Raw genomic sequence first — 18,654 nt, 5'->3', positions numbered from 1 at the left:
GCGATCCCCGAACTTCCAGGAGCACTCCGTGACTTACACCGAGACCTCGATGAACGGCCTGCGCGAAGCCGGTGACGAACTCGCCGACGCCACCGTCGCCGCACTCTTCGACCGCGGGGAGGTGGGCAAGTTCAACACGCTCATGCGCTACGTCTCCGTAGCGGGCGCCCCGCTGCCGGACGGCCTGCCCGATGTGGCCCGGGAGTACCTCAACGCCACCAGCGCGCCCCCGAGTTGGGTCGACTGGGGTGAGATGGAGAAGGCCCGGCTGTTCTTCATCGACAACAACGTGCACATCTCGACCGCCCTGTCCTTCGCCTCCATGCCCGCCTGCTACGTCGTCCCGCCGGTGGCGAAACTCCTGTCGGCCAGCCACGGGTTGCAGTACCCCTCCAAACGGATGGCGGAGACAGGCCAGTTCACCGTCTATCTGATGCAGCCCGACGCCTTCGAGGCCGGCAGCCGCTTCATCCCCGCCGTACAGAAGGTCCGCCTCCTGCACGCCGCCATCCGCCACCACCTCGTCCGCGAAAACCGTTGGGACACGGCCGAGTTGGGGACACCGATCTGCCAAGAGGACATGATCGGCGGGCAGATGTTCTTCTCGATGCTCGTCCTGGACAGCCTGCACCGCCTCGGCATCCACATGTCGGCGGAGGGCGCGGAGGCCTACTACTACGCCTGGCGCGTGGTCGGCGCCATGCTCGGCGTCGACCAGGACGCCGTACCCAAGTCCCTTGAGGAAGCACGCCAGTTCCTCGACCTGTACATGATCCGGCACATGGGGCCGTCCGAGGAGGGCGCGCACCTGACCCGACAGCTCATCGACCTCTACGAGGAGGTCGTCCCCGGGACCTTCTTCGACCCGATCGTCTCCGCCCTCATCCGCCACCTCGTCGGCGACACCTGCGCCGACTGGCTCCAGGTGCCGCGCACCCCCTGGGACACGGTCGTCAAGGCCGTGCCCCATCTCCTCGGCGTCCTGGAGACCATCGAGGACCACTCCCCGCTCGGCGCCTGGGCGTTGGACCGCCTCGGCCACCTCACCACCGTCCTGGAACTGTCCTCCCTGACCCGCGGACGCGTCATGCACTACGCCATCCCCGAACAGCTCAAGCCGGACTACGGCGTCGCCAACTCGGTGCCGCGCACGCGCCGTTGGACCCCGCCGGCCGCCACCGTCTCCTGAACCACGCGCCTCTCACTGCTCCTTGAGGACCGGGAACCGTCGCGGCGCCAGGAACAGCAGCACCAGGAAGGCCACGGCGGCAGCGCACCCCGCGCCGATGTACACCGCGTGCACCGCGTCCGCGATCGCCCGCCGCGTCCCCTCCGGCACCGCACCCCCGTCCAGCCCCCGCGTCACCGAGTCCAGGTCGCTCGCGCCACCGAGCCGGGACGCCAGCACCCCGTTGGCCACGGCCCCGAAGACGGACGCGCCGATCGTCTGCCCGGTCTGGCGGCAGAACAGGACGGACGCGGTCGTCACACCCCGTTCCTCCCACCCGACCGTCGACTGCACCCCGACGATCAACGGCAGTTGGAAGAGCCCGAGGGTCGCGCCGAGCAGCAGCATCAGCACCATCGGCTGCCAGGCCGCGCCCGGATACGGCAGGAACGGGAACGCGAACAGGATCAGCGTCGCCGTCCCGATCCCGATCATCGCGGTGTTGCGGAAGCCGATCCGCCGGTACACGTGCTGGCTCAGCGCGGCCGACACCGGCCAGCTCAACGTCCAGACGGACAGCACGAATCCGGCCGCCACGGGTGCCAGGCCGAGCACCGACTGCGCGTACGTCGGCAGGAACACGCTCGGCGCCACCATCAGCAACCCCAGTGCCCCGAGCGCCAGGTTGACGGCCGCGATCGTACGGCGCCGCCACACCCACCCGGGGATGATGGGCTCGGCCGCCCGGCGTTCGATCACCACGACCACTCCGGCGAGCCCAAGTCCCGTAGCGAAGAGGGCGATCGAGGGTGCCGACAGCCAGTCCCACGCCACCCCGCCCTGCACCAGCGCGGTGATCAGCACACCCCCGCACGCGAACACGGCCAGCGCGCCCGCCCAGTCGATGCGGGGGCGGGAGTCGCGGGTGCGTTCCGGTTCGTGGAGGTGGCGGACGATCAGCCACAACGCCACTGCCCCGACAGGGAGGTTGACGAGAAAGATCCAGCGCCAGCCCGCGTACGCGGCGAGCAGTCCGCCCACACCGGGGCCCGCGACGGCCGACACCGCCCACACCGTGGACAGCTTCGACTGGATCTTCGGGCGTTCCTTGAGCGGGTACAGGTCGGCGGCGAGCGTCTGTACCGTGCCCTGCAACGCCCCGCCGCCCAGGCCCTGTACGACGCGGAACGCGATCAGCGCGCCCATGTTCCATGCCACCGCGCACAGCAGCGAACCGGCGAGGAAGACCGCCGCCCCGACGATCAGCACCGGCTTACGGCCGAAGGTGTCGGAGAGCTTGCCGTAGACGGGCAGCGTGACCGTCACGGCCAGCAGATAGCCGGAGAACAGCCAGGAGAAGACGGAGAAGCCGCCGAGGTCACCGACGATCTGCGGTACGGCGGTCGAGACGATGGTGGAGTCGAGGGCGGCTAGGGCCATCGCGAGCATGAGTGCCGCGACGACCGCCCGCTTGCGCCGGTCGGGAGGGGCCGGCGTGGGCTGCTCGGCCGCCTCGGTTCGTATCTCGGTGTCGGCGTCGGTGTCGCTGTCCCCCTGGTCCACAGGAATCCTTTCCCCTTGCATCTATCTGCCGCGCACCAGCTTCTCACTTGACCCTCACGTAGCGGCAGGGCGGAACCTGGCCGGGTCACTGGGTGGACCGGACCCCGAGATCGACTCCACCCGGCGGTGGAGAGCCCCTAGGGGTCTCTCCGTACTACGGCCCGGGGACGGTTCGTACCGACGGAGGAGGAGAAGGGGGAGAGGCCGTCCTTAACCTGGCTTTATGCCGCTGGGGGGCGGCAGGCCGAACCCAGGAGGGTGGGGTTTTCCCCCGGGAAAGACTGCGCTGAGCACCAGCGCGCCGGACCCCCTTCCGCCGCCAGACTCATCGACGTAACCAGTTGAAACGCATCGACCGGGCACCGGCACGCTCTGCTGCCGACCGACTTAGGAGACATACCGTGACATCGGCTGTGACCATTCCCAGGCACGGGGGCACTGGAGGGCGTACGGCCGTTGCCGCGCGAGCGCGGCAGGTCGTCAAGGCGTACGGGGCCGGGGAGACCCGCGTCGTCGCCCTCGACCATGTCGACGTGGACATCGCCCGCGGCCAGTTCACCGCGATCATGGGCCCCTCGGGGTCCGGCAAGTCCACGCTCATGCACTGCCTCGCCGGGCTCGACACCGTGACGTCCGGGCAGATCTACCTGGACGAGACCGAGATCACCGGCCTCAAGGACAAGAAGCTCACGCAGCTGCGCCGGGACCGGATCGGCTTCATCTTCCAGGCGTACAACCTGCTGCCGACGCTGAACGCGCTGGAGAACATCACCCTCCCCATGGACATAGCCGGCCGCAAGCCCGACAAGGGCTGGCTGGCGCAGGTCGTGGAGACGGTGGGGCTCGCCGGCCGGCTCAAGCACCGGCCCAACCAGCTCTCCGGCGGCCAGCAGCAACGCGTCGCCGTGGCAAGGGCGTTGGCGGCCCGCCCCGAGATCATCTTCGGTGACGAGCCGACCGGAAACCTCGACTCCCGTGCGGGAGCTGAGGTGTTGGGCTTCCTGCGCCGGTCCGTGGACGACCTGGGCCAGACCATTGTGATCGTCACCCACGACCCGGTGGCCGCCTCGTACGCGGACCGTGTGCTGTATCTCGCGGACGGCCGGATCGTCGACGAGATGTTCAAGCCGACCGCGGACGCCGTCCTCGACCGCATGAAGGACTTCGACGCGCGGGGGCGCACGTCATGACTGTCATGAAGACCTCGATGCGCAACTTCTTCGCGCACAAAGGGCGGATGGCGCTCTCCGCGACAGCCGTGCTGCTGTCGGTGGCGTTCGTGTGCGGCACGCTGGTGTTCACGGACACGATGAACACGACGTTCGACAAGCTCTTCGCGGCCACCGCGTCCGACGTGACGGTCATGCCGAAGGCGGCCAAGAGCGACGGCAGCACCCCGCAGAACGGACTGCCCGAGTCGCTGCCGGCCTCCACATTGGCGCAGGCGGCGAAGGCCCAGGGCGTCAAGTCCGTTGAAGGCGCGGTCAGTTCGATGAACGTGACCGTCGTCAACAGCGCCAACAAGAACATGGGCTCGTCGACCGGAGCGCCCACCATCGCGGGCAACTGGACGAAGAACGACCTGCGTTCGATGGAGATCACCTCCGGACACGCCCCGCGCGGCCCGACCGAGGTGATGGTCGACGCCGACACCGCCGACAAGCACCACCTGAAGATGGGCGACTCGCTGCGCACGATCTCGCAGACCGGTGACTTCACCGCGCGGATCGTCGGCATCGCCACCTTCAAGGTGACCAACCCCGGTGCGGCCGTCGTCTACTTCGACACCGCCACCGCGCAGCGTGAACTCCTCGGCGCCACCGGCCGGTTCACCCAGATCGGCGTCACCGCCGCAAGCGGTGTGACGGACAGTCAGCTCAAGCAGAACGTGGCACAGACCCTCGCCTCGACGGGGACGTACAAGATCCAGACCGCCAAGGAGAACGCCGACGAGAACCGCAAGGGCGTCGGCCAGTTCATGAACGTCATCAAGTACGCCATGCTCGGCTTCGCCGGTATCGCGTTCCTGGTGGGCATCTTCCTCATCATCAACACCTTCTCGATGCTGGTCGCCCAACGGACCCGCGAAATAGGCCTGATGAGGGCGGTCGGCTCCTCCCGCGGCCAGGTCAACCGCTCGGTGCTGGTCGAGGCGACCCTGCTCGGGATCGTCGGCTCGATCCTCGGTGTCGGCGCCGGTGTCGGCATCGCCGTAGGCCTGATGAAGCTCATGAGCGCGGCGGGCATGGACCTGTCGACGCGGGACCTGACGGTGAAGTGGACGACCCCGCTGATCGGCATGCTCCTCGGCGTGATCGTCACCATCCTCGCCGCCTACCTCCCGGCCCGCCGCGCCGGCAAGGTCTCCCCGATGGCCGCACTGCGCGACGCCGGCACACCGGCCGACGGCAAGGCGGGCTGGGTGCGCGGACTGATCGGCCTGGTCCTGACGGGTGCCGGTGTCGCGGCCCTGTTCGCGGCGGCGACGGCCAAGAAGGCGACGGACGGTTCGCTGGTACTGGGGGCGGGTGTCGTACTGTCCCTGATCGGCTTCGTCATCATCGGCCCGCTGCTGGCCAACGGGGTCGTACGGGTCATCAGCGTCGTACTCCTGCGGGCCTTCGGACCGGTGGGGCGCCTGGCCGAACGCAACGCGCTCCGCAACCCCAGGCGTACGGGTGCTACGGGTGCGGCCCTGATGATCGGCCTCGCGCTGGTCGCCTGCCTGTCGGTGGTCGGCTCCTCGATGGTCGCCTCGGCGACGAGCGAGCTCGACAAGTCCGTCGGCGCCGACTTCATCGTCCAGGGCAACCAGCGGATCGTGCCGCAGGCCGAGAAGGCGATGGAACAGTCGCCGGACCTCGTCCACGTCACCCGCTACAAGGACCTCGACGCCACCCTCACCTCGCCCGACGGCCAGAAGGACACCGACGGCATCACCGCCGCCGACCCGTCCTACGCTCAGGACCTGCGCCGCGCCACCACGGCCGGCGACCTGTCCGCCGCCTACGGCACCAACGCGATGTCGGTCGGCTCCAAGTACGCCAAGAAGCACGGCGTCCACGTCGGCGACACGATCAACGTCGCCTTCAAGGGCGGCGAGACGGCCAAGCTCAAGGTCGCGGCCATCACGGACGACGACGTGGCCATCGACCACGGCGCCCGCTACACCAGCATCGCGACGATGCAGAAGTACCTCCCCGCGAACAAGATCCCGCCGAACGAGATCATGTTCGCCAAGGCCAAGGACGGCCAGGAGAAGCAGGCGTACGCCGCCCTGAAGAAGGCCATGGCCCCGTACCCGCAGTACCAGGTACGCGACCAGACCGACTACAAGCAGGAACTGAAGGACCAGATCGGCCAGCTCCTGAACATGGTCTACGGCCTTCTCGCCCTGGCGATCATCGTGGCGGTCCTGGGCGTGGTGAACACGCTGGCCCTGTCGGTCGTCGAACGCACCCGGGAGATCGGCCTCATGCGAGCGATCGGCATGTCCCGCCGCCAGCTCCGCCGGATGATCCGCATGGAGTCGGTCGTGATCGCCCTCTTCGGAGCGCTGCTCGGCCTGGGATTGGGCATGGGCTGGGGCGCCACGGCCCAGCAACTGCTCGCCCTGGAGGGCCTGAAGGTCCTGGAGATCCCCTGGGGCACGATCATCGCGGTCTTCATCGGCTCCGCGTTCGTGGGCCTGTTCGCGGCCTTGATCCCGGCGTTCCGGGCGGGCCGGATGAACGTCCTGAACGCAATCGCCACCGAATAGCCAACACCTACGGGGGAGCCCGGCGCCGAGAAGTCACGGGGGACTTCTTGGCGCCGGGTTTGTTTGTCTGTTGTCTTTGAGGCTCACTTCTCTGTTACCAGCAAACGGGCGGCTGGGTGGGCATAGGCCCGGGGGTCCAGGGGGCGGAGCCCCCTGGCACGTCAGCACCAGCACAGGGTGCCGAGAAAGCGGGGTTATCCACAGCCCCGGCGCCAGCCAGCGCACCGACGTACGCTGGAGACCCCCCGGCCCACCACCCGCGTCGGGCCCTTCGTGTTGCCCACCCCCAGACGGAAAGCCCTCCATGAGCCTGCACGGTCTGCTCGACGCCGTAGTCAAGGACCCCGCCCTCGCGGAAGCGACCAGGGCGGCGGCCGACGGCAACCGCATGCACGTCGACCTGGTCGGCCCCCCGGCGACCCGCCCGTTCGCCGTGGCAGCGCTGGCCCGAGAGACCGGCCGCACCGTCCTCGCGGTGACCGCGACGGGCAGGGAGGCCGAGGACCTGGCGGCAGCCCTCCGCTCGCTGCTCCCGCCGGACGGTGTCGTGGACTACCCGTCCTGGGAGACCCTCCCGCACGAGCGCCTGAGCCCGCGCAGCGACACCGTGGGCCGTCGCCTCGCCGTCCTGCGCCGCCTGGCGCACCCGAGGCCGGACGACCCGGAGACGGGCACGGTCTCCGTCGTCGTGGCGCCCGTGCGGTCCGTGCTGCAACCGCAGGTCAAGGGGCTCGGAGACCTGGAGCCGGTCGCCCTGAAGACGGGACAGACCGCCGACCTGAACGCGATCGTGGACAAGCTCGGCGCCGCCGCCTACGCGCGCGTGGAGCTCGTAGAGAAGCGCGGCGAGTTCGCCGTACGCGGCGGCATCCTGGACGTGTTCCCGCCCACCGAGGAACACCCCCTGCGCATCGAGTTCTGGGGCGACGACGTCGAGGAGATCCGCTACTTCAAGGTCGCCGACCAGCGCTCCCTGGAGGTCGCCGAACACGGCCTGTGGGCACCCCCTTGCCGTGAACTCCTGTTGACGGAAGACGTCCGCACGCGTGCGCGTACCCTCGCCGAACAGCACCCCGAACTGGGCGAGCTGCTCGGCAAGATCGCCGAGGGCATCGCGGTCGAGGGCATGGAGTCCCTCGCCCCCGTGCTCGTCGACGACATGGAGCTGCTGCTCGACGTGCTCCCCAAGGGCGCGATGACCGTCGTATGCGATCCGGAGCGGGTACGCACGCGTGCGTCCGATCTCGTCGCGACCTCGCAGGAGTTCCTGCAGGCCTCCTGGGCGGCCACCGCGGGTGGCGGCGAGGCGCCCATCGACGTCGGCGCGGCCTCCCTGTGGGCCATCGCGGACGTACGGGACCGGGCGCGCGAGCTGGACATGATGTGGTGGTCCGTCTCGCCCTTCGCCGCCGATGAAGAGCTCACGGATACATTTGCCGCTGACGCGGCGGGGGACACCCTCAAGCTCGGCATGCACGCCCCCGAGACCTACCGCGGCGACACCGCGAAGGCCCTCGCCGACACCAAGGGCTGGCTCGCCGACGGCTGGCGCACGGTCTTCGTGACCGAGGCCCACGGCCCCGCCGCCCGCACGGTCGAGGTCCTCGGTACCGAAGGCGTGGCGGCCCGCCTGGAGACCGACCTCGGGGAGATCGCCCCGTCCGTCGTGCATGTGGCGACCGGTTCGATCGACTACGGCTTCGTCGATACGGCGTTGAAGCTCGCCGTCCTCACCGAGACCGACATCTCCGGGCAGAAGGCCGCAGGCAAGGACGGCGCCCGGATGCCGGCCCGCCGCCGCAAGACCATCGACCCGCTCACCCTGGAGGCGGGCGACTACATCGTCCACGAGCAGCACGGCGTGGGCCGCTACATCGAGATGGTGCAGCGCACGGTGCAGGGCGCCACGCGCGAGTACCTGGTCGTCGAGTACGCCCCCGCCAAGCGCGGCCAGCCCGGCGACCGGCTCTACATCCCCACCGACCAGCTGGAGCAGATCACCAAGTACGTCGGCGGCGAGGCCCCCACCCTGCACCGTCTGGGCGGCGCCGACTGGACGAAGACCAAGGCGCGCGCCAAGAAGGCCGTCAAGGAGATCGCGGCCGACCTCATCAAGCTGTACAGCGCGCGGATGGCGGCGCCCGGACACACCTTCGGCCCGGACACCCCGTGGCAGCGCGAGCTGGAGGACGCCTTCCCGTACGTGGAGACGCCCGACCAGTTGACCACGATCGCCGAGGTCAAGGACGACATGGAGAAGTCGGTCCCCATGGACCGCCTGATCTGCGGCGACGTCGGCTACGGCAAGACGGAGATCGCGGTCCGGGCCGCCTTCAAGGCCGTCCAGGACGGCAAGCAGGTGGCGGTCCTCGTGCCGACCACGCTGCTGGTGCAGCAGCACTTCGGGACGTTCAGCGAGCGGTACTCGCAGTTCCCGGTCAACGTACGGGCGTTGAGCCGCTTCCAGACGGACACGGAGGCGAAGGCGACCCTGGAGGGCCTGCGGGAGGGCTCCGTGGACGTCGTCATCGGCACCCACCGCCTGTTCTCCTCCGAGACCAAGTTCAAGGACCTCGGCCTGGTCATCGTCGACGAGGAGCAGCGCTTCGGCGTCGAGCACAAGGAGCAGCTGAAGAAGCTGCGCGCGAATGTCGACGTGCTCACCATGTCGGCCACCCCGATTCCCAGAACCCTGGAGATGGCGGTGACCGGCATCCGCGAGATGTCCACGATCACGACGCCCCCGGAGGAGCGTCACCCGGTGCTGACGTTCGTCGGCCCCTACGAGGAGAAGCAGATCGGCGCCGCGATCCGCCGCGAACTCCTGCGCGAGGGCCAGGTCTTCTACATCCACAACCGCGTCGAGTCGATCGACCGCGCGGCGGCGAGGCTGCGCGAGATCGTCCCGGAGGCGCGCATCGCGACCGCCCACGGCCAGATGTCGGAGCAGTCGCTGGAGCAGGTGGTCGTCGACTTCTGGGAGAAGAAGTTCGACGTCCTGGTGTCGACGACGATCGTCGAGTCGGGCATCGACATCTCCAACGCGAACACGCTCATCGTGGAGCGCGGCGACAACTTCGGTCTGTCCCAACTCCACCAGCTCCGGGGCCGCGTGGGCCGTGGCCGCGAACGCGGTTACGCGTACTTCCTGTACCCCCCGGAGAAGCCGCTGACGGAGACGGCCCACGAGCGGCTCGCGACCATCGCTCAGCACACGGAGATGGGCGCGGGTATGTACGTGGCCATGAAGGACCTCGAAATCCGGGGCGCGGGCAACCTGTTGGGCGGCGAACAGTCCGGCCACATCGCGGGCGTCGGCTTCGACCTGTACGTCCGCATGGTCGGCGAGGCCGTCGCGGACTATCGCGCGGCCCTGGAGGGCGGTGTCGAGGAGGAGCCGCCCCTGGAGGTCAAGATCGAGCTCCCGGTCGACGCCCACGTCCCGCACGACTACGCCCCCGGCGAGCGCCTGCGCCTCGCGGCCTACCGGTCCATCGCCTCCGCCAACACGGAGGAGGACATCAAGGCCGTACGCGAGGAACTCGTCGACCGCTACGGCAAGTTGCCCGAGCCCGTCGAGAACCTCCTCCTGGTGGCCGGCCTGCGCATGCTCGCCCGCGCGTGCGGCGTCGGCGACATCGTCCTCCAGGGCACCAACATCCGCTTCGCCCCTGTGGAGTTGCGCGAGTCCCAGGAACTGCGCCTCAAGCGCCTCTACCCCGGCACCGTCATCAAGCCGGCCGCCCACCAGGTGCTGGTACCCCGCCCGAAGACGGCCAGGGTGGGCGGAAAGCCGCTGGTCGGGCGGGAGTTGCTGGGATGGGTGGGCGAGTTCCTGGCGTCGATCCTGGGGTCGTAGCGAGTCGCAGAGAGACGTAGGAAGACTTGGAGAGTCGTAGGGAGTCTTAGGGCGGCGGAGAAGGGGGACGGTCGGTCGGCCGGGGGCGTAGCGCGCTCGCCGGTCGGTCGTGTCAGTCGAACGTCGGGCGGAACAGCATCGACGCCAGCGTCCGGAAGACCTCCTCCGGGTCCCGCTCGCCCACCGCGCCGTCCAGGTTGTGCCCGAGCAGCAGTGTCGCGAAGCCGTGGGCCAGGGACCACGCGGCGACTCCGGCGAGCCGGGCGTCGGGGCCGCGGCCCTCGGGCGGTACCGCGGAGACCGCGTGGCGCAGGGCGTCGATGGCGAGGGCGCGGGCCGTGGTGAGTTCGAGGTCGCCGTCGCGCAGCAGCTCGGGCGCGAACATCACCTGGAAGTGCGCCGGGTGTTCGCGCGCGAAGCGTACATAGCGCACGCCCGCGTCCTTCAGGTCCGCCGCCTCGCCGATCGTGGCGGCCAGCAGCCCGAACCCCTCCGCCGCGATGGCCGTCAGCAGCCCGGTGCGGTCCTTGAAGTGATGCGCGGGCGCCGCGTGCGAGACCCCGGCACGGCGGGCGAGATCGCGCAGGCTCAGCGCGGACGGGCCGTCGGCGGCGATGACGTCGAGCGCGGCGGTGAGGATGGCGCGGCGCAGATCGCCGTGGTGGTACGGGCGCCGGGTGCCCTCGGAAGTCTCGGCTGTGCTCATGGTCAGCAGCCTACGCCGAATCTAGGCATTGACAAGTTCGGGCGGCTCGGGCAATCTTGTCAGTGTCAAGTTGTCGAACGGCTGGGACGCGACGAGGAGTTGTGCCATGTCGGAAATCGTGCGGGGAGACCTGCGTGGAGTGGAGACCGCGGAAAGCCTCACCACCGTGGAGCTGAGCCGCGTGCGCAGGCTCTGGCACCTGCTCGAACCCCTGCACGCGGTGCTGTACTACGCGCCGGAGGTCTTCGAGGAGGCCGCCGCGCTCGGCTACGACACCGAGGAGCGCTGGCCGAGCTACTTCCCGTTGCGCGCCGCCCTGTTGGGCCCGGTCGGCGGCGAGCGCGTGACCTCCGCCTTCTACAGCTTCAACCCCCGCATGGTCGCCGAGCACATCGACCCGGCGTGGAGCATCGCGAGCCCGGCCGCCGTACTGAAGGCGAGGCTGCGCGGCATGGACCGGGCCTACCGCGCGATATTCGGGGACCGCGTCGACAGCCCCGAGCTGGCGGAGGCCGCCGCCCTCGCCCGCCGTGCCGCCGAGGCGGTGGACACCGCGGGCCGCCCCCTCGCCGCGGCCAACGCCGAGTTGGACTGGCCCGAGGAGCCCCACCTCCAGTTGTGGCAGGCGGCGACGATCCTGCGCGAACACCGCGGCGACGGCCACCTCGCGGCCCTCCTCGTCGCCGGCCTCGACCCGGTCGAGTCCCTGGTCTCCTTCGCCGCGATCGGAGCCGCCTCCGTCGAGCGCTTCGAAAGCCGGGGCTGGAGCCCGGAGGAATGGACGGCGGCACGCGAACGGCTGGTCGCGCGCGGACTGATAGACGACAGGGGTACGGCGACGAGGGCGGGCCGCGATCTGCGCCAGGAGGTCGAACACCGCACCGACCGACTGGCCGCCGCACCCTGGCAGTTCCTCGGCCGGGCCGACAGTGACCGACTCGCCGACCTGCTGGGGGAGTTCTGGGTCGCCGTACTCGGTTCCGGGCTGCTGCCCTCGGAGTCGACGTTGGGCATCGGCAAGGTCTGATCGGCAAGGTCTGAGGGGAGCGTGAGGGGAGAGTGTGCGGAGGGAGTGCGAGGTGGGGGCGCCTTCGTCGACAAGGTCGCGGCTGTACGCCCTAGTTGTGCGCCATATGCCTCCGGGCCCCGTATGTGAGCGACATCTCCGCCGCTAACGTGGGCACCAGGTCACTATCCGCCCCTGCAGGGGCGGGGGCCGGGTGAGCAAGGGGAGGGGCGCACGTGATGCGTCTGAGGGGTGGGGCGGCAATCGCCGCCTTGGTCATGTTGTCGGTCGCCGGATGCAAGACGGACACGACGGGTACGGGCGACTCCGGGCCCGAGGCGACGACCGGCGGGAACTCCGGCGGGGGCGCGGCCCTCACCGCCGCCGAGTCGCTGACCGTGAAGGGCCGGGCGCCGAAGACCGGGTACTCCCGCGAACGGTTCGGCACCGCCTGGGCCGACACGGACTCCAACAGCTGTGACACCAGGGACGACATCCTCAAACGGGACCTGAAGCAGGTGAAGTTCACCGGCGGCGACTGCAAGGTCTCGTACGGCGTCCTCGCATCCGATCCGTACTCCGGCAAGGAAGTCGTCTACAAGCGCGGCGCCAGCCTCGTCGACATAGACCACCTCGTCGCCCTCTCCGACGCCTGGCAGAAGGGCGCCAAGTACTGGGACGCCAGCAAGCGCATAGCCCTCGCCAACGACCCCCTCAACCTCCTGACCGTCGGCGCCAGCCCCAACCGCAGCAAGGGCGACGGCGACACGGCGACCTGGGTGCCGCCCAAGGCGTACCGATGCACGTATGTCGCCGCTCAGGTCGCCGTGAAGAAGAAGTACGGGCTGTGGGTCACCTCGGCGGAGAAGGCCGCGATGGTGAAGGTCCTCTCCACCTGCTCGGGGCAGGCCCTCCCGACCGGGGGCAACCCGACGAACGCGCCGGCGAGGTTCCACGCGAACTGAGCCGACGCAGCCGCGACTTGACGGCGTGGCGCCGACGCGACCGGCGGCGACGTGAAAACCGGTTCTCGGTTCTCGCGCCGCCGCCTACGGTGACCGGTATGGAACTGAAGGTGTCGAGCCTCGCCGAACGGCCCGACAAGCTGGAGCAGGTCGTCGGGATGCCCGACACCTGGCCGGAGTTCGTGACGAACGACCTGGTGGGCAACGCCCACTTCGGCAGGATCCGCACCGAACTCCCCGAGTACGCACTGTTCGCCGAGGACGAGCGGGGCGAAATCGTCGCGCAGGCCTACAGCGTGCCCTTCGCCCTCCACGCCGAGGGGCGCGGCACACTTCCCGCGCGCGGCTGGGACCAGGTACTCGCCTGGGCCTTCGCCGACCTGCGCCGCGGTATCCGCCCCGACACCGTCAGCGCGATCTCCATCAGCGTCGCCCCCCAGGTCCAGGGCAGCGGGCTCTCCGGCCGGATGCTCGCGGCGATGCGGGACAACGCGCGTGCCCACGGCTTCGTAGAGGTCGTGGCCCCGCTCCGCCCCAGCGCCAAACACCTGGAACCGCACACCCCGATCGAGGAGTACGTGCGACGACTGCGCCCCGACGGGCTGCCGCACGACCCCTGGCTGCGCGTCCACGTCCGGGCCGGTGGCGTGGTCGGCTCCGTCGCACCGGCGTCGATGACCGTGGCCGCCTCGCTGGAGGAGTGGCGCCGCTGGACGGGGCTGCCCTTCGACACCGCGGGCGACATCGACGTACCCGGCGGACTGGTGCCGGTGCGCTGCGAACCGGAACACGACTACGCCGTCTACGTCGAGCCCAACGTGTGGGTGCGGCACGCGCTGTGAACGTGCCGTAGCCGCAGGCCTGTCGGGGTGGCTCAGCTGCTCAGGGCGTCCAGGTCCAGGATCTTGCCGGCGGGCTTCTTCGCCGCCACCGGCTTCTCGTACTCGCCGAACGTGAGCGTCCCCGGGTCTTTGGCGGAGACGCTGTCGATGCGCAGCACATAGGGCTTGCCCTCGGTCGCCACATACAGCGTGTAGCTGTCCTTGCCGTCCTTCTCGTGCAGGACGATCGCCGGAGTGCCGTCGAGGGTGGTCGTCTTCCCGCGCGTCGCGTCCGAGTTGCCGTCCTCGGCGCCGCCGAGCACCGAGTTGAGGTCGCAGAAGCTCGCGATGTCCTTGGCGTCCTTGCCCTTCGCGGACATCTTGGTCCACTTCCCGGCCATCATGTCCACGACCGCCTGGGTGTCCGCCTTGGACTCGCCGTCGCTCTGCGCGCGCAGGAACGCCTCGTCGTACTTCATGTAGATGGTGTCGCCGGTCTTGATCATGTCGGCCTTGCCTTTGCCGCCCAGGCCGAGCGTGCCGGCGCACTCGCCCTTCTTGTTCAGCGCCATGTCGATCACGATCGTGCCGCCGCTCTCGTCGTCGGGTATGTCGCCCTTCAGTCGCAGCGACGAGGCGCCGGTGGTGGCGGTCAGGGACCGGTCGGCGATCTCGCCGCCGGTCAGCCCGGCGAACGGGCCCTTCGGCTTGCTGGCCGCCTTGTCCTCACCGGGCAGGCACCCGGTGAGGCCCGCGGCGGCCACGGTGGTGAGGCAGAGGGCGGCAAGTGCGGTACGACGCATGGCAGTTCCTTGGTGAGGAGGCGAAAGGTGAAGCACTGATGAGGTGGGGGGGGAGGGGAGGCGGTCCGCCGAAGTCGGGTCTGGTGAGGTGGTCCGCCGGCGCGGGGCGTCGCCCGGGTGGGGACGATCCGCCGCGAGCGGAGGGCGTCAGCCCGTCTTCTTCCAGTCCTTGCAGCCGGTCGTCTTGAAGTAGGCGTCCTTGGCACTGATCGTGACGACGGCCGTGCCGGTCACGTTGTCGTTCGCGAGGATCGAGTCCAGCCCGTGCTCGGCGTCCTTGGTGCGCTCCCAGTAGCACATGTCGTCCTTGTTGCCGGTGGACTTGTAGGTGCCCGGGGCGATGTCGACGCCGACGCGGAACATGCCGCCGTTGCCGGCCATCTTCGTGGCGGGGGAGCCCTGCGCCTTCGCGTCGACGGCCTCCCAGTCCTTGCAGCCGCTGGACTTGAAGATCTTGTCGGTGGCCTTGACGGTGACGTAACTGGTGCCGCTCACATTGTCGTTGGCCAGCAGCGAGTCCGTGTCGCCCGAGGCGTTCTTGGCCCGCTCCCAGTAGCACATGTCGTTGGTGTTGCCGGTGGTGCGATAGGTGCCGGGCTTGATGTCCGAGCCGACCTGGAAGTCGCCGTCCCCGTCGAACGCGGCCTTCTTCTTCTCGGCGGCCTCGCTCGTGCCCGAGCCCTTCTTACCGGCGGCCCGGTGTTCCGCGGACGCCGAAGAGCCCTTGCCGCTGCTGCCCGAACCGCCGTCCCCGCCATTGCCGCCGGCGTTCGCCGACACGACCCCGATGACGACGACCCCCACGACGGCGCCCAGCGCGACCTTGCCCTTCATGCCCATGGCTGTCCCCTCCCCGATGCGGCGACCGCCTCCCTCTGGCGGTCGCTCGTTCGCTGGGTCAATAAGAGCAGAGGCTGTGAACCGAGTCAACACGGTTCACGAGACAGCATGTGTACACGGCCGTGAATGGGTAGATCTTGCGTACGTCGGTATGCTCGGCGTCACAGACGGGACGGCAGGCTGAACGAGGGGAGTGGGGCGGGTGCAGGACAACGCGACAGAGGTGACCGCCGCCGGTATCGCACGGCTCGCCGGCGTCGGCCGTGCAGCCGTCAGCAACTGGCGCCGCCGCCACGCCGACTTCCCCAAGCCGGTCGGCGGCACCGAGACCAGCCCCTCCTTCGCCCTCGCCGAAGTCGAGTCCTGGCTGCGCAAGCAGGGGAAACTCGCCGAAGTCCCGTTGCGGGAACGGGTCTGGCAGCAACTCGTCGGCCACCCCGAAGGCCCGGTCACCGCCCTGGTGTACGCCGGTTGCGCCCTCCTGCTCATCCATGAACGCCCCACCGTCTGGCTGGACGTGAGCGCCGGTTCGGACGAGCGCCTCGCCGCGAAGCTGCCCGGCGAGCTGGAGCAGGTGATCGTGCCCCGCTTCGGCGCGGTGCGCGGACGCGGTGTTCACAGGGGGCGGAGCGTGAGCGCGGCTACGGCTGTGAACCCGCCGGCCTCCACGCACACCTCGTCTGCTGTGAACGCTGTGAACACTCCGGCCGACGCGACAACACCGCCGCTCTCTGTGAACACGGCGCCCACGCCACCGGCTGTGAACACGGCACCCACCGCACCGGCTGTGAACCCCACCCCCGCCGTCCACACCCCCACCGGCCCCCAGCTCCTCCCCTCCGCCCCCCTCCTCCGCGGCGTCGCCGAACTCGCCGCGGAGATGGGCGCGCGGCAGACGTTCGAGTTCCTGCTCGGGCGGCACCTCGATGCCAACCCGCGCCAGTACACGCTCACCCCGGCCGAACTCGCCCGCCTCATGGCCGAGTTGGCCGGCCCGGCCCGTACCGCCCTCGACCCGGCCTGCGGCACCGGCGCCCTGTTGCGCGCCGTCACCCCCCGGCCCGACCAGGAGCTGTACGCCCAGGACAACGCCCCCGAACTCGCCGCTCTCACCGCGCTCCGGCTCGCCCTGCACGCGCGGGTCACCGTGCGCGGCACCGCCGGGGACACGCTGCGCGCCGACGCCTACCCGGCGCTGCGGGCCGACGCCGTCCTGTGCCATCCGCCGTTCAACGAGCGGAACTGGGGGCACGACGAACTCGCCTACGACCCCCGCTGGGAGTACGGCTTCCCGGCGCGCAACGAGTCCGAGCTGGCCTGGGTGCAGCACGCGCTCGCCCGGCTCAAGGACGGCGGTACGGCCGTGTTGTTGATGCCACCCGCCGCGGCCTCTCGGCGCTCGGGCCGCCGTATCCGCGCCGACCTGTTGCGGCGCGGGGCGCTGAAGGCGGTCGTAGCGCTGCCGATCGGGGCGGCGCCGCCGTACAACATCCCCTTGCACCTGTGGGTGTTGCGGCGGCCGGAGCGGGCGCCCGCGCAGCCGGAGGTGCTGCTGGTGGACACCGGGCGGTTCGCCACGGAGGGGCGGGGCGGGCCGGACTGGCAGGCCGTGCGGGGTGCGGTGCTCGATGCCTGGCAGGCGTTCGACCGCGCGGGACGGCTGGACGACGAGCCGGGGCTGGCGCGTTCGGTGCCGGTCATCGAACTCCTCGACGACGACGTCGACCTGGCCCCCGCCCGTCACCTCCCGCCCGCGACCGCGGCCGACGGCGCCGACCAGCTCACGGCGGTGCGCGAGCGGCTGGGCGAGACGCTCCGGCTGACCGCCGACCTCACTCCGCCGCCCGTCGCGAACCCGGCCGCCGCGCAGCCCGCCCGCTGGCCGCTCACCACGATCGGTGAACTCGCGCGCGGGGGCGCCCTGGTGATGCGTACCGGCGGAAACGGCGGCCACGCGCGCGTGCCCGTTCTCACCGACCACGACGTGCTCGCCGGAACGGCCCCTTCCGGGATGCTCCCCGAGAGCGACGAGGAAGCCGTCCTCACGGAGCCGGGCGATGTCGTCGTCCCGGTGCTCGGCGGCGGTTCGATGGCGCGCGTGATCGACGAGGTCACCGCGGGCGCCGCGCTGGGCCGCAGCCTCGTGCTGCTGCGGCCCGATCCGGCGGCGCTGGACCCGTGGTTCCTCGCCGGGTTCCTGCGCGGTACCGCCAACAACCGCCAGGCCAGCAGCTACGCGTCCACGGCGACCCGACTCGACGTACGCAGGCTCCAGTTGCCGCGCCTCCCCCTGGACGAACAGCGGCGCTACGGCGCCCGGTTCCGCGCCCTGGAGGACTTCGAGCGGGCGCTGCGGCAGGCGGGCCGGCTCGGCGAGCAGCTCGTGCGCGGCATGTACGACGGCCTCACGGACGGCACGGTCACGCCGGACGACAACTGAACTGATCAGCACGACAACGGTTCGGTACAACCCGGGACCGCATGTCGGTGTGGGCCTATACGCTCGAACCCCACATCGATTACGGGCCCGGGAGCAGTCATGTACGGCCACGGCGCGGTGCCGCCCGCCCGCAGCGACAGCAACGTCGTCATCCTGCGCGTGCTGTTCGCCGCGATCGGCACCCTCTGCTGCGGGATGCTCGCCTGCGTTCCGCTGTTCCGGGTGGCCTTCCTGCGCGGGCGGAAGATCGACTGGGCGCTGGCCTGGGGGAGCCTGCCGGTGTCCGTCGGCTGTTTCGCCGTGGTCGGCGCGCTGCCGGAGAGCGACCACAGGACCGACATCGCGATGGCGACGGTGATGCTCCTGGGTGTGTTCAGCAGCGTCTACTTCCTGGTGGTGGACATCCGCTTCCAGCAGCAGCGGCAGTTCGCCGGCTACCCGCCCCAGGGCCCCAACGTGCCGTCCGGGTACGGCTATCCGCAGCCCGTGACGCCGTTCAGCGCGACGCCCGTGTCCCAACCGCCCCTGCACCAGACCCAGATGCCGCAGCCGCCCCAGCCCTACACCCCGCCTCAGCCCCACACCCCGGTGCCGCCGCCCCCGCCCCAGCGCCCCGCGCCCGCCCGGATCGACCAGGTGCGGGCCGAACTCGACGAGCTGAGTGACTATCTGCGCAAGCACGACGAGGGCGGAAGGTGACCGCGGCGGAAGGCCGGGTCGTCG

The 18,654-nt window shown here is 70.2% G+C and carries 13 protein-coding genes; 9 read left to right on the top strand and 4 right to left on the bottom strand.

Going from position 1 to position 18,654, the window contains the following annotated elements; genetic code table 11:
- Positions 1 to 28: 28 nt before the first annotated feature.
- Positions 29 to 1,189: an oxygenase MpaB family protein gene (locus tag AB0I69_RS35620; RefSeq protein ID WP_363099855.1), complete on the top strand. Its 1,161-nt coding sequence runs from the start codon at positions 29 to 31 to the stop codon at positions 1,187 to 1,189.
- A gap of 12 nt (positions 1,190 to 1,201) precedes the next feature.
- Here AB0I69_RS35620 and AB0I69_RS35615 read toward each other — a convergent pair whose 3' ends face one another.
- A complete protein-coding gene (locus tag AB0I69_RS35615) occupies positions 1,202 to 2,731 on the bottom strand; it encodes an MFS transporter (protein WP_363099854.1) in 1,530 nt (509 codons plus the stop codon).
- A gap of 401 nt (positions 2,732 to 3,132) precedes the next feature.
- Here AB0I69_RS35615 and AB0I69_RS35610 point away from each other — a divergent pair, with 401 nt between their 5' ends.
- From AB0I69_RS35610 to mfd, 3 genes are all read left to right on the top strand, one after another.
- The gene (locus tag AB0I69_RS35610) at positions 3,133 to 3,921 is read left to right on the top strand and encodes an ABC transporter ATP-binding protein (RefSeq protein WP_363099853.1); all 789 of its coding nucleotides are present in this window, start codon (positions 3,133 to 3,135) and stop codon (positions 3,919 to 3,921) included.
- Positions 3,918 to 6,491: an FtsX-like permease family protein gene (locus AB0I69_RS35605; protein ID WP_363099852.1), complete on the top strand. Its 2,574-nt coding sequence runs from the start codon at positions 3,918 to 3,920 to the stop codon at positions 6,489 to 6,491. Before AB0I69_RS35610 ends, AB0I69_RS35605 begins: the two co-directional genes overlap by 4 nt.
- Positions 6,492 to 6,795: 304 nt before the next feature.
- Entirely contained in the window at positions 6,796 to 10,350 is a 3,555-nt protein-coding gene (gene mfd / locus AB0I69_RS35600; RefSeq protein WP_363099851.1) for a transcription-repair coupling factor, read from the top strand.
- Between the two features lie 112 nt (positions 10,351 to 10,462).
- Here mfd and AB0I69_RS35595 read toward each other — a convergent pair whose 3' ends face one another.
- Positions 10,463 to 11,056 (bottom strand): TetR/AcrR family transcriptional regulator, encoded by a 594-nt coding sequence (locus AB0I69_RS35595; RefSeq protein ID WP_363099850.1) that lies wholly within the window; start codon positions 11,054 to 11,056, stop codon positions 10,463 to 10,465.
- 106 nt (positions 11,057 to 11,162) lie between these two features.
- On the opposite strand from AB0I69_RS35595, the gene AB0I69_RS35590 reads away from it, so the two are divergent.
- The 3 genes from AB0I69_RS35590 (at position 11,163) to AB0I69_RS35580 (ending at position 13,869) form a co-directional block, all read left to right on the top strand.
- Positions 11,163 to 12,083 (top strand): hypothetical protein, encoded by a 921-nt coding sequence (locus AB0I69_RS35590; RefSeq protein ID WP_363099849.1) that lies wholly within the window; start codon positions 11,163 to 11,165, stop codon positions 12,081 to 12,083.
- 218 nt (positions 12,084 to 12,301) lie between these two features.
- The gene (locus tag AB0I69_RS35585) at positions 12,302 to 13,027 is read left to right on the top strand and encodes an HNH endonuclease family protein (protein WP_363099934.1); all 726 of its coding nucleotides are present in this window, start codon (positions 12,302 to 12,304) and stop codon (positions 13,025 to 13,027) included.
- 98 nt (positions 13,028 to 13,125) lie between these two features.
- Positions 13,126 to 13,869, top strand: a complete 744-nt coding sequence (locus tag AB0I69_RS35580) for an N-acetyltransferase (protein WP_363099848.1) — start codon at positions 13,126 to 13,128, stop codon at positions 13,867 to 13,869.
- Between the two features lie 32 nt (positions 13,870 to 13,901).
- Here AB0I69_RS35580 and AB0I69_RS35575 read toward each other — a convergent pair whose 3' ends face one another.
- A complete protein-coding gene (locus AB0I69_RS35575) occupies positions 13,902 to 14,651 on the bottom strand; it encodes a hypothetical protein (RefSeq protein ID WP_363099847.1) in 750 nt (249 codons plus the stop codon).
- Between the two features lie 147 nt (positions 14,652 to 14,798).
- On the bottom strand, positions 14,799 to 15,491 hold the full coding sequence (locus tag AB0I69_RS35570) for a hypothetical protein (RefSeq protein WP_363099846.1): 693 nt from the start codon (positions 15,489 to 15,491) through the stop codon (positions 14,799 to 14,801).
- Between the two features lie 202 nt (positions 15,492 to 15,693).
- Between AB0I69_RS35570 and AB0I69_RS35565 the strand changes: the two genes are divergently transcribed.
- The gene (locus AB0I69_RS35565) at positions 15,694 to 17,931 is read left to right on the top strand and encodes an N-6 DNA methylase (RefSeq protein WP_363099845.1); all 2,238 of its coding nucleotides are present in this window, start codon (positions 15,694 to 15,696) and stop codon (positions 17,929 to 17,931) included.
- Positions 17,932 to 18,030: 99 nt separating this feature from the next.
- Positions 18,031 to 18,630, top strand: a complete 600-nt coding sequence (locus tag AB0I69_RS35560; RefSeq protein ID WP_363099844.1) for a hypothetical protein — start codon at positions 18,031 to 18,033, stop codon at positions 18,628 to 18,630.
- The last annotated feature ends 24 nt before the right edge of the window (positions 18,631 to 18,654 follow it).

The sequence above is a fragment of the Streptomyces sp. NPDC050508 genome (assembly GCF_040655155.1).
In the GTDB taxonomy this organism is placed as follows: domain Bacteria; phylum Actinomycetota; class Actinomycetes; order Streptomycetales; family Streptomycetaceae; genus Streptomyces.
This window is presented reverse-complemented; position numbering and strand designations above follow the sequence as displayed.

Excerpts from the sequence above, each read along its gene's own strand:
- AB0I69_RS35605 (WP_363099852.1), top strand. The coding sequence starts at position 3,918 with ATGACTGTCATGAAGACCTCGATGCGCAACTTCTTCGCGCACAAAGGG.
- mfd (WP_363099851.1), top strand. The coding sequence starts at position 6,796 with ATGAGCCTGCACGGTCTGCTCGACGCCGTAGTCAAGGACCCCGCCCTC.
- AB0I69_RS35595 (WP_363099850.1), bottom strand. The coding sequence starts at position 11,056 with ATGAGCACAGCCGAGACTTCCGAGGGCACCCGGCGCCCGTACCACCAC.
- AB0I69_RS35590 (WP_363099849.1), top strand. The coding sequence starts at position 11,163 with ATGTCGGAAATCGTGCGGGGAGACCTGCGTGGAGTGGAGACCGCGGAA.
- AB0I69_RS35585 (WP_363099934.1), top strand. The coding sequence starts at position 12,302 with ATGCGTCTGAGGGGTGGGGCGGCAATCGCCGCCTTGGTCATGTTGTCG.
- AB0I69_RS35580 (WP_363099848.1), top strand. The coding sequence starts at position 13,126 with ATGGAACTGAAGGTGTCGAGCCTCGCCGAACGGCCCGACAAGCTGGAG.
- AB0I69_RS35575 (WP_363099847.1), bottom strand. The coding sequence starts at position 14,651 with ATGCGTCGTACCGCACTTGCCGCCCTCTGCCTCACCACCGTGGCCGCC.
- AB0I69_RS35570 (WP_363099846.1), bottom strand. The coding sequence starts at position 15,491 with ATGGGCATGAAGGGCAAGGTCGCGCTGGGCGCCGTCGTGGGGGTCGTC.
- AB0I69_RS35560 (WP_363099844.1), top strand. The coding sequence starts at position 18,031 with ATGTACGGCCACGGCGCGGTGCCGCCCGCCCGCAGCGACAGCAACGTC.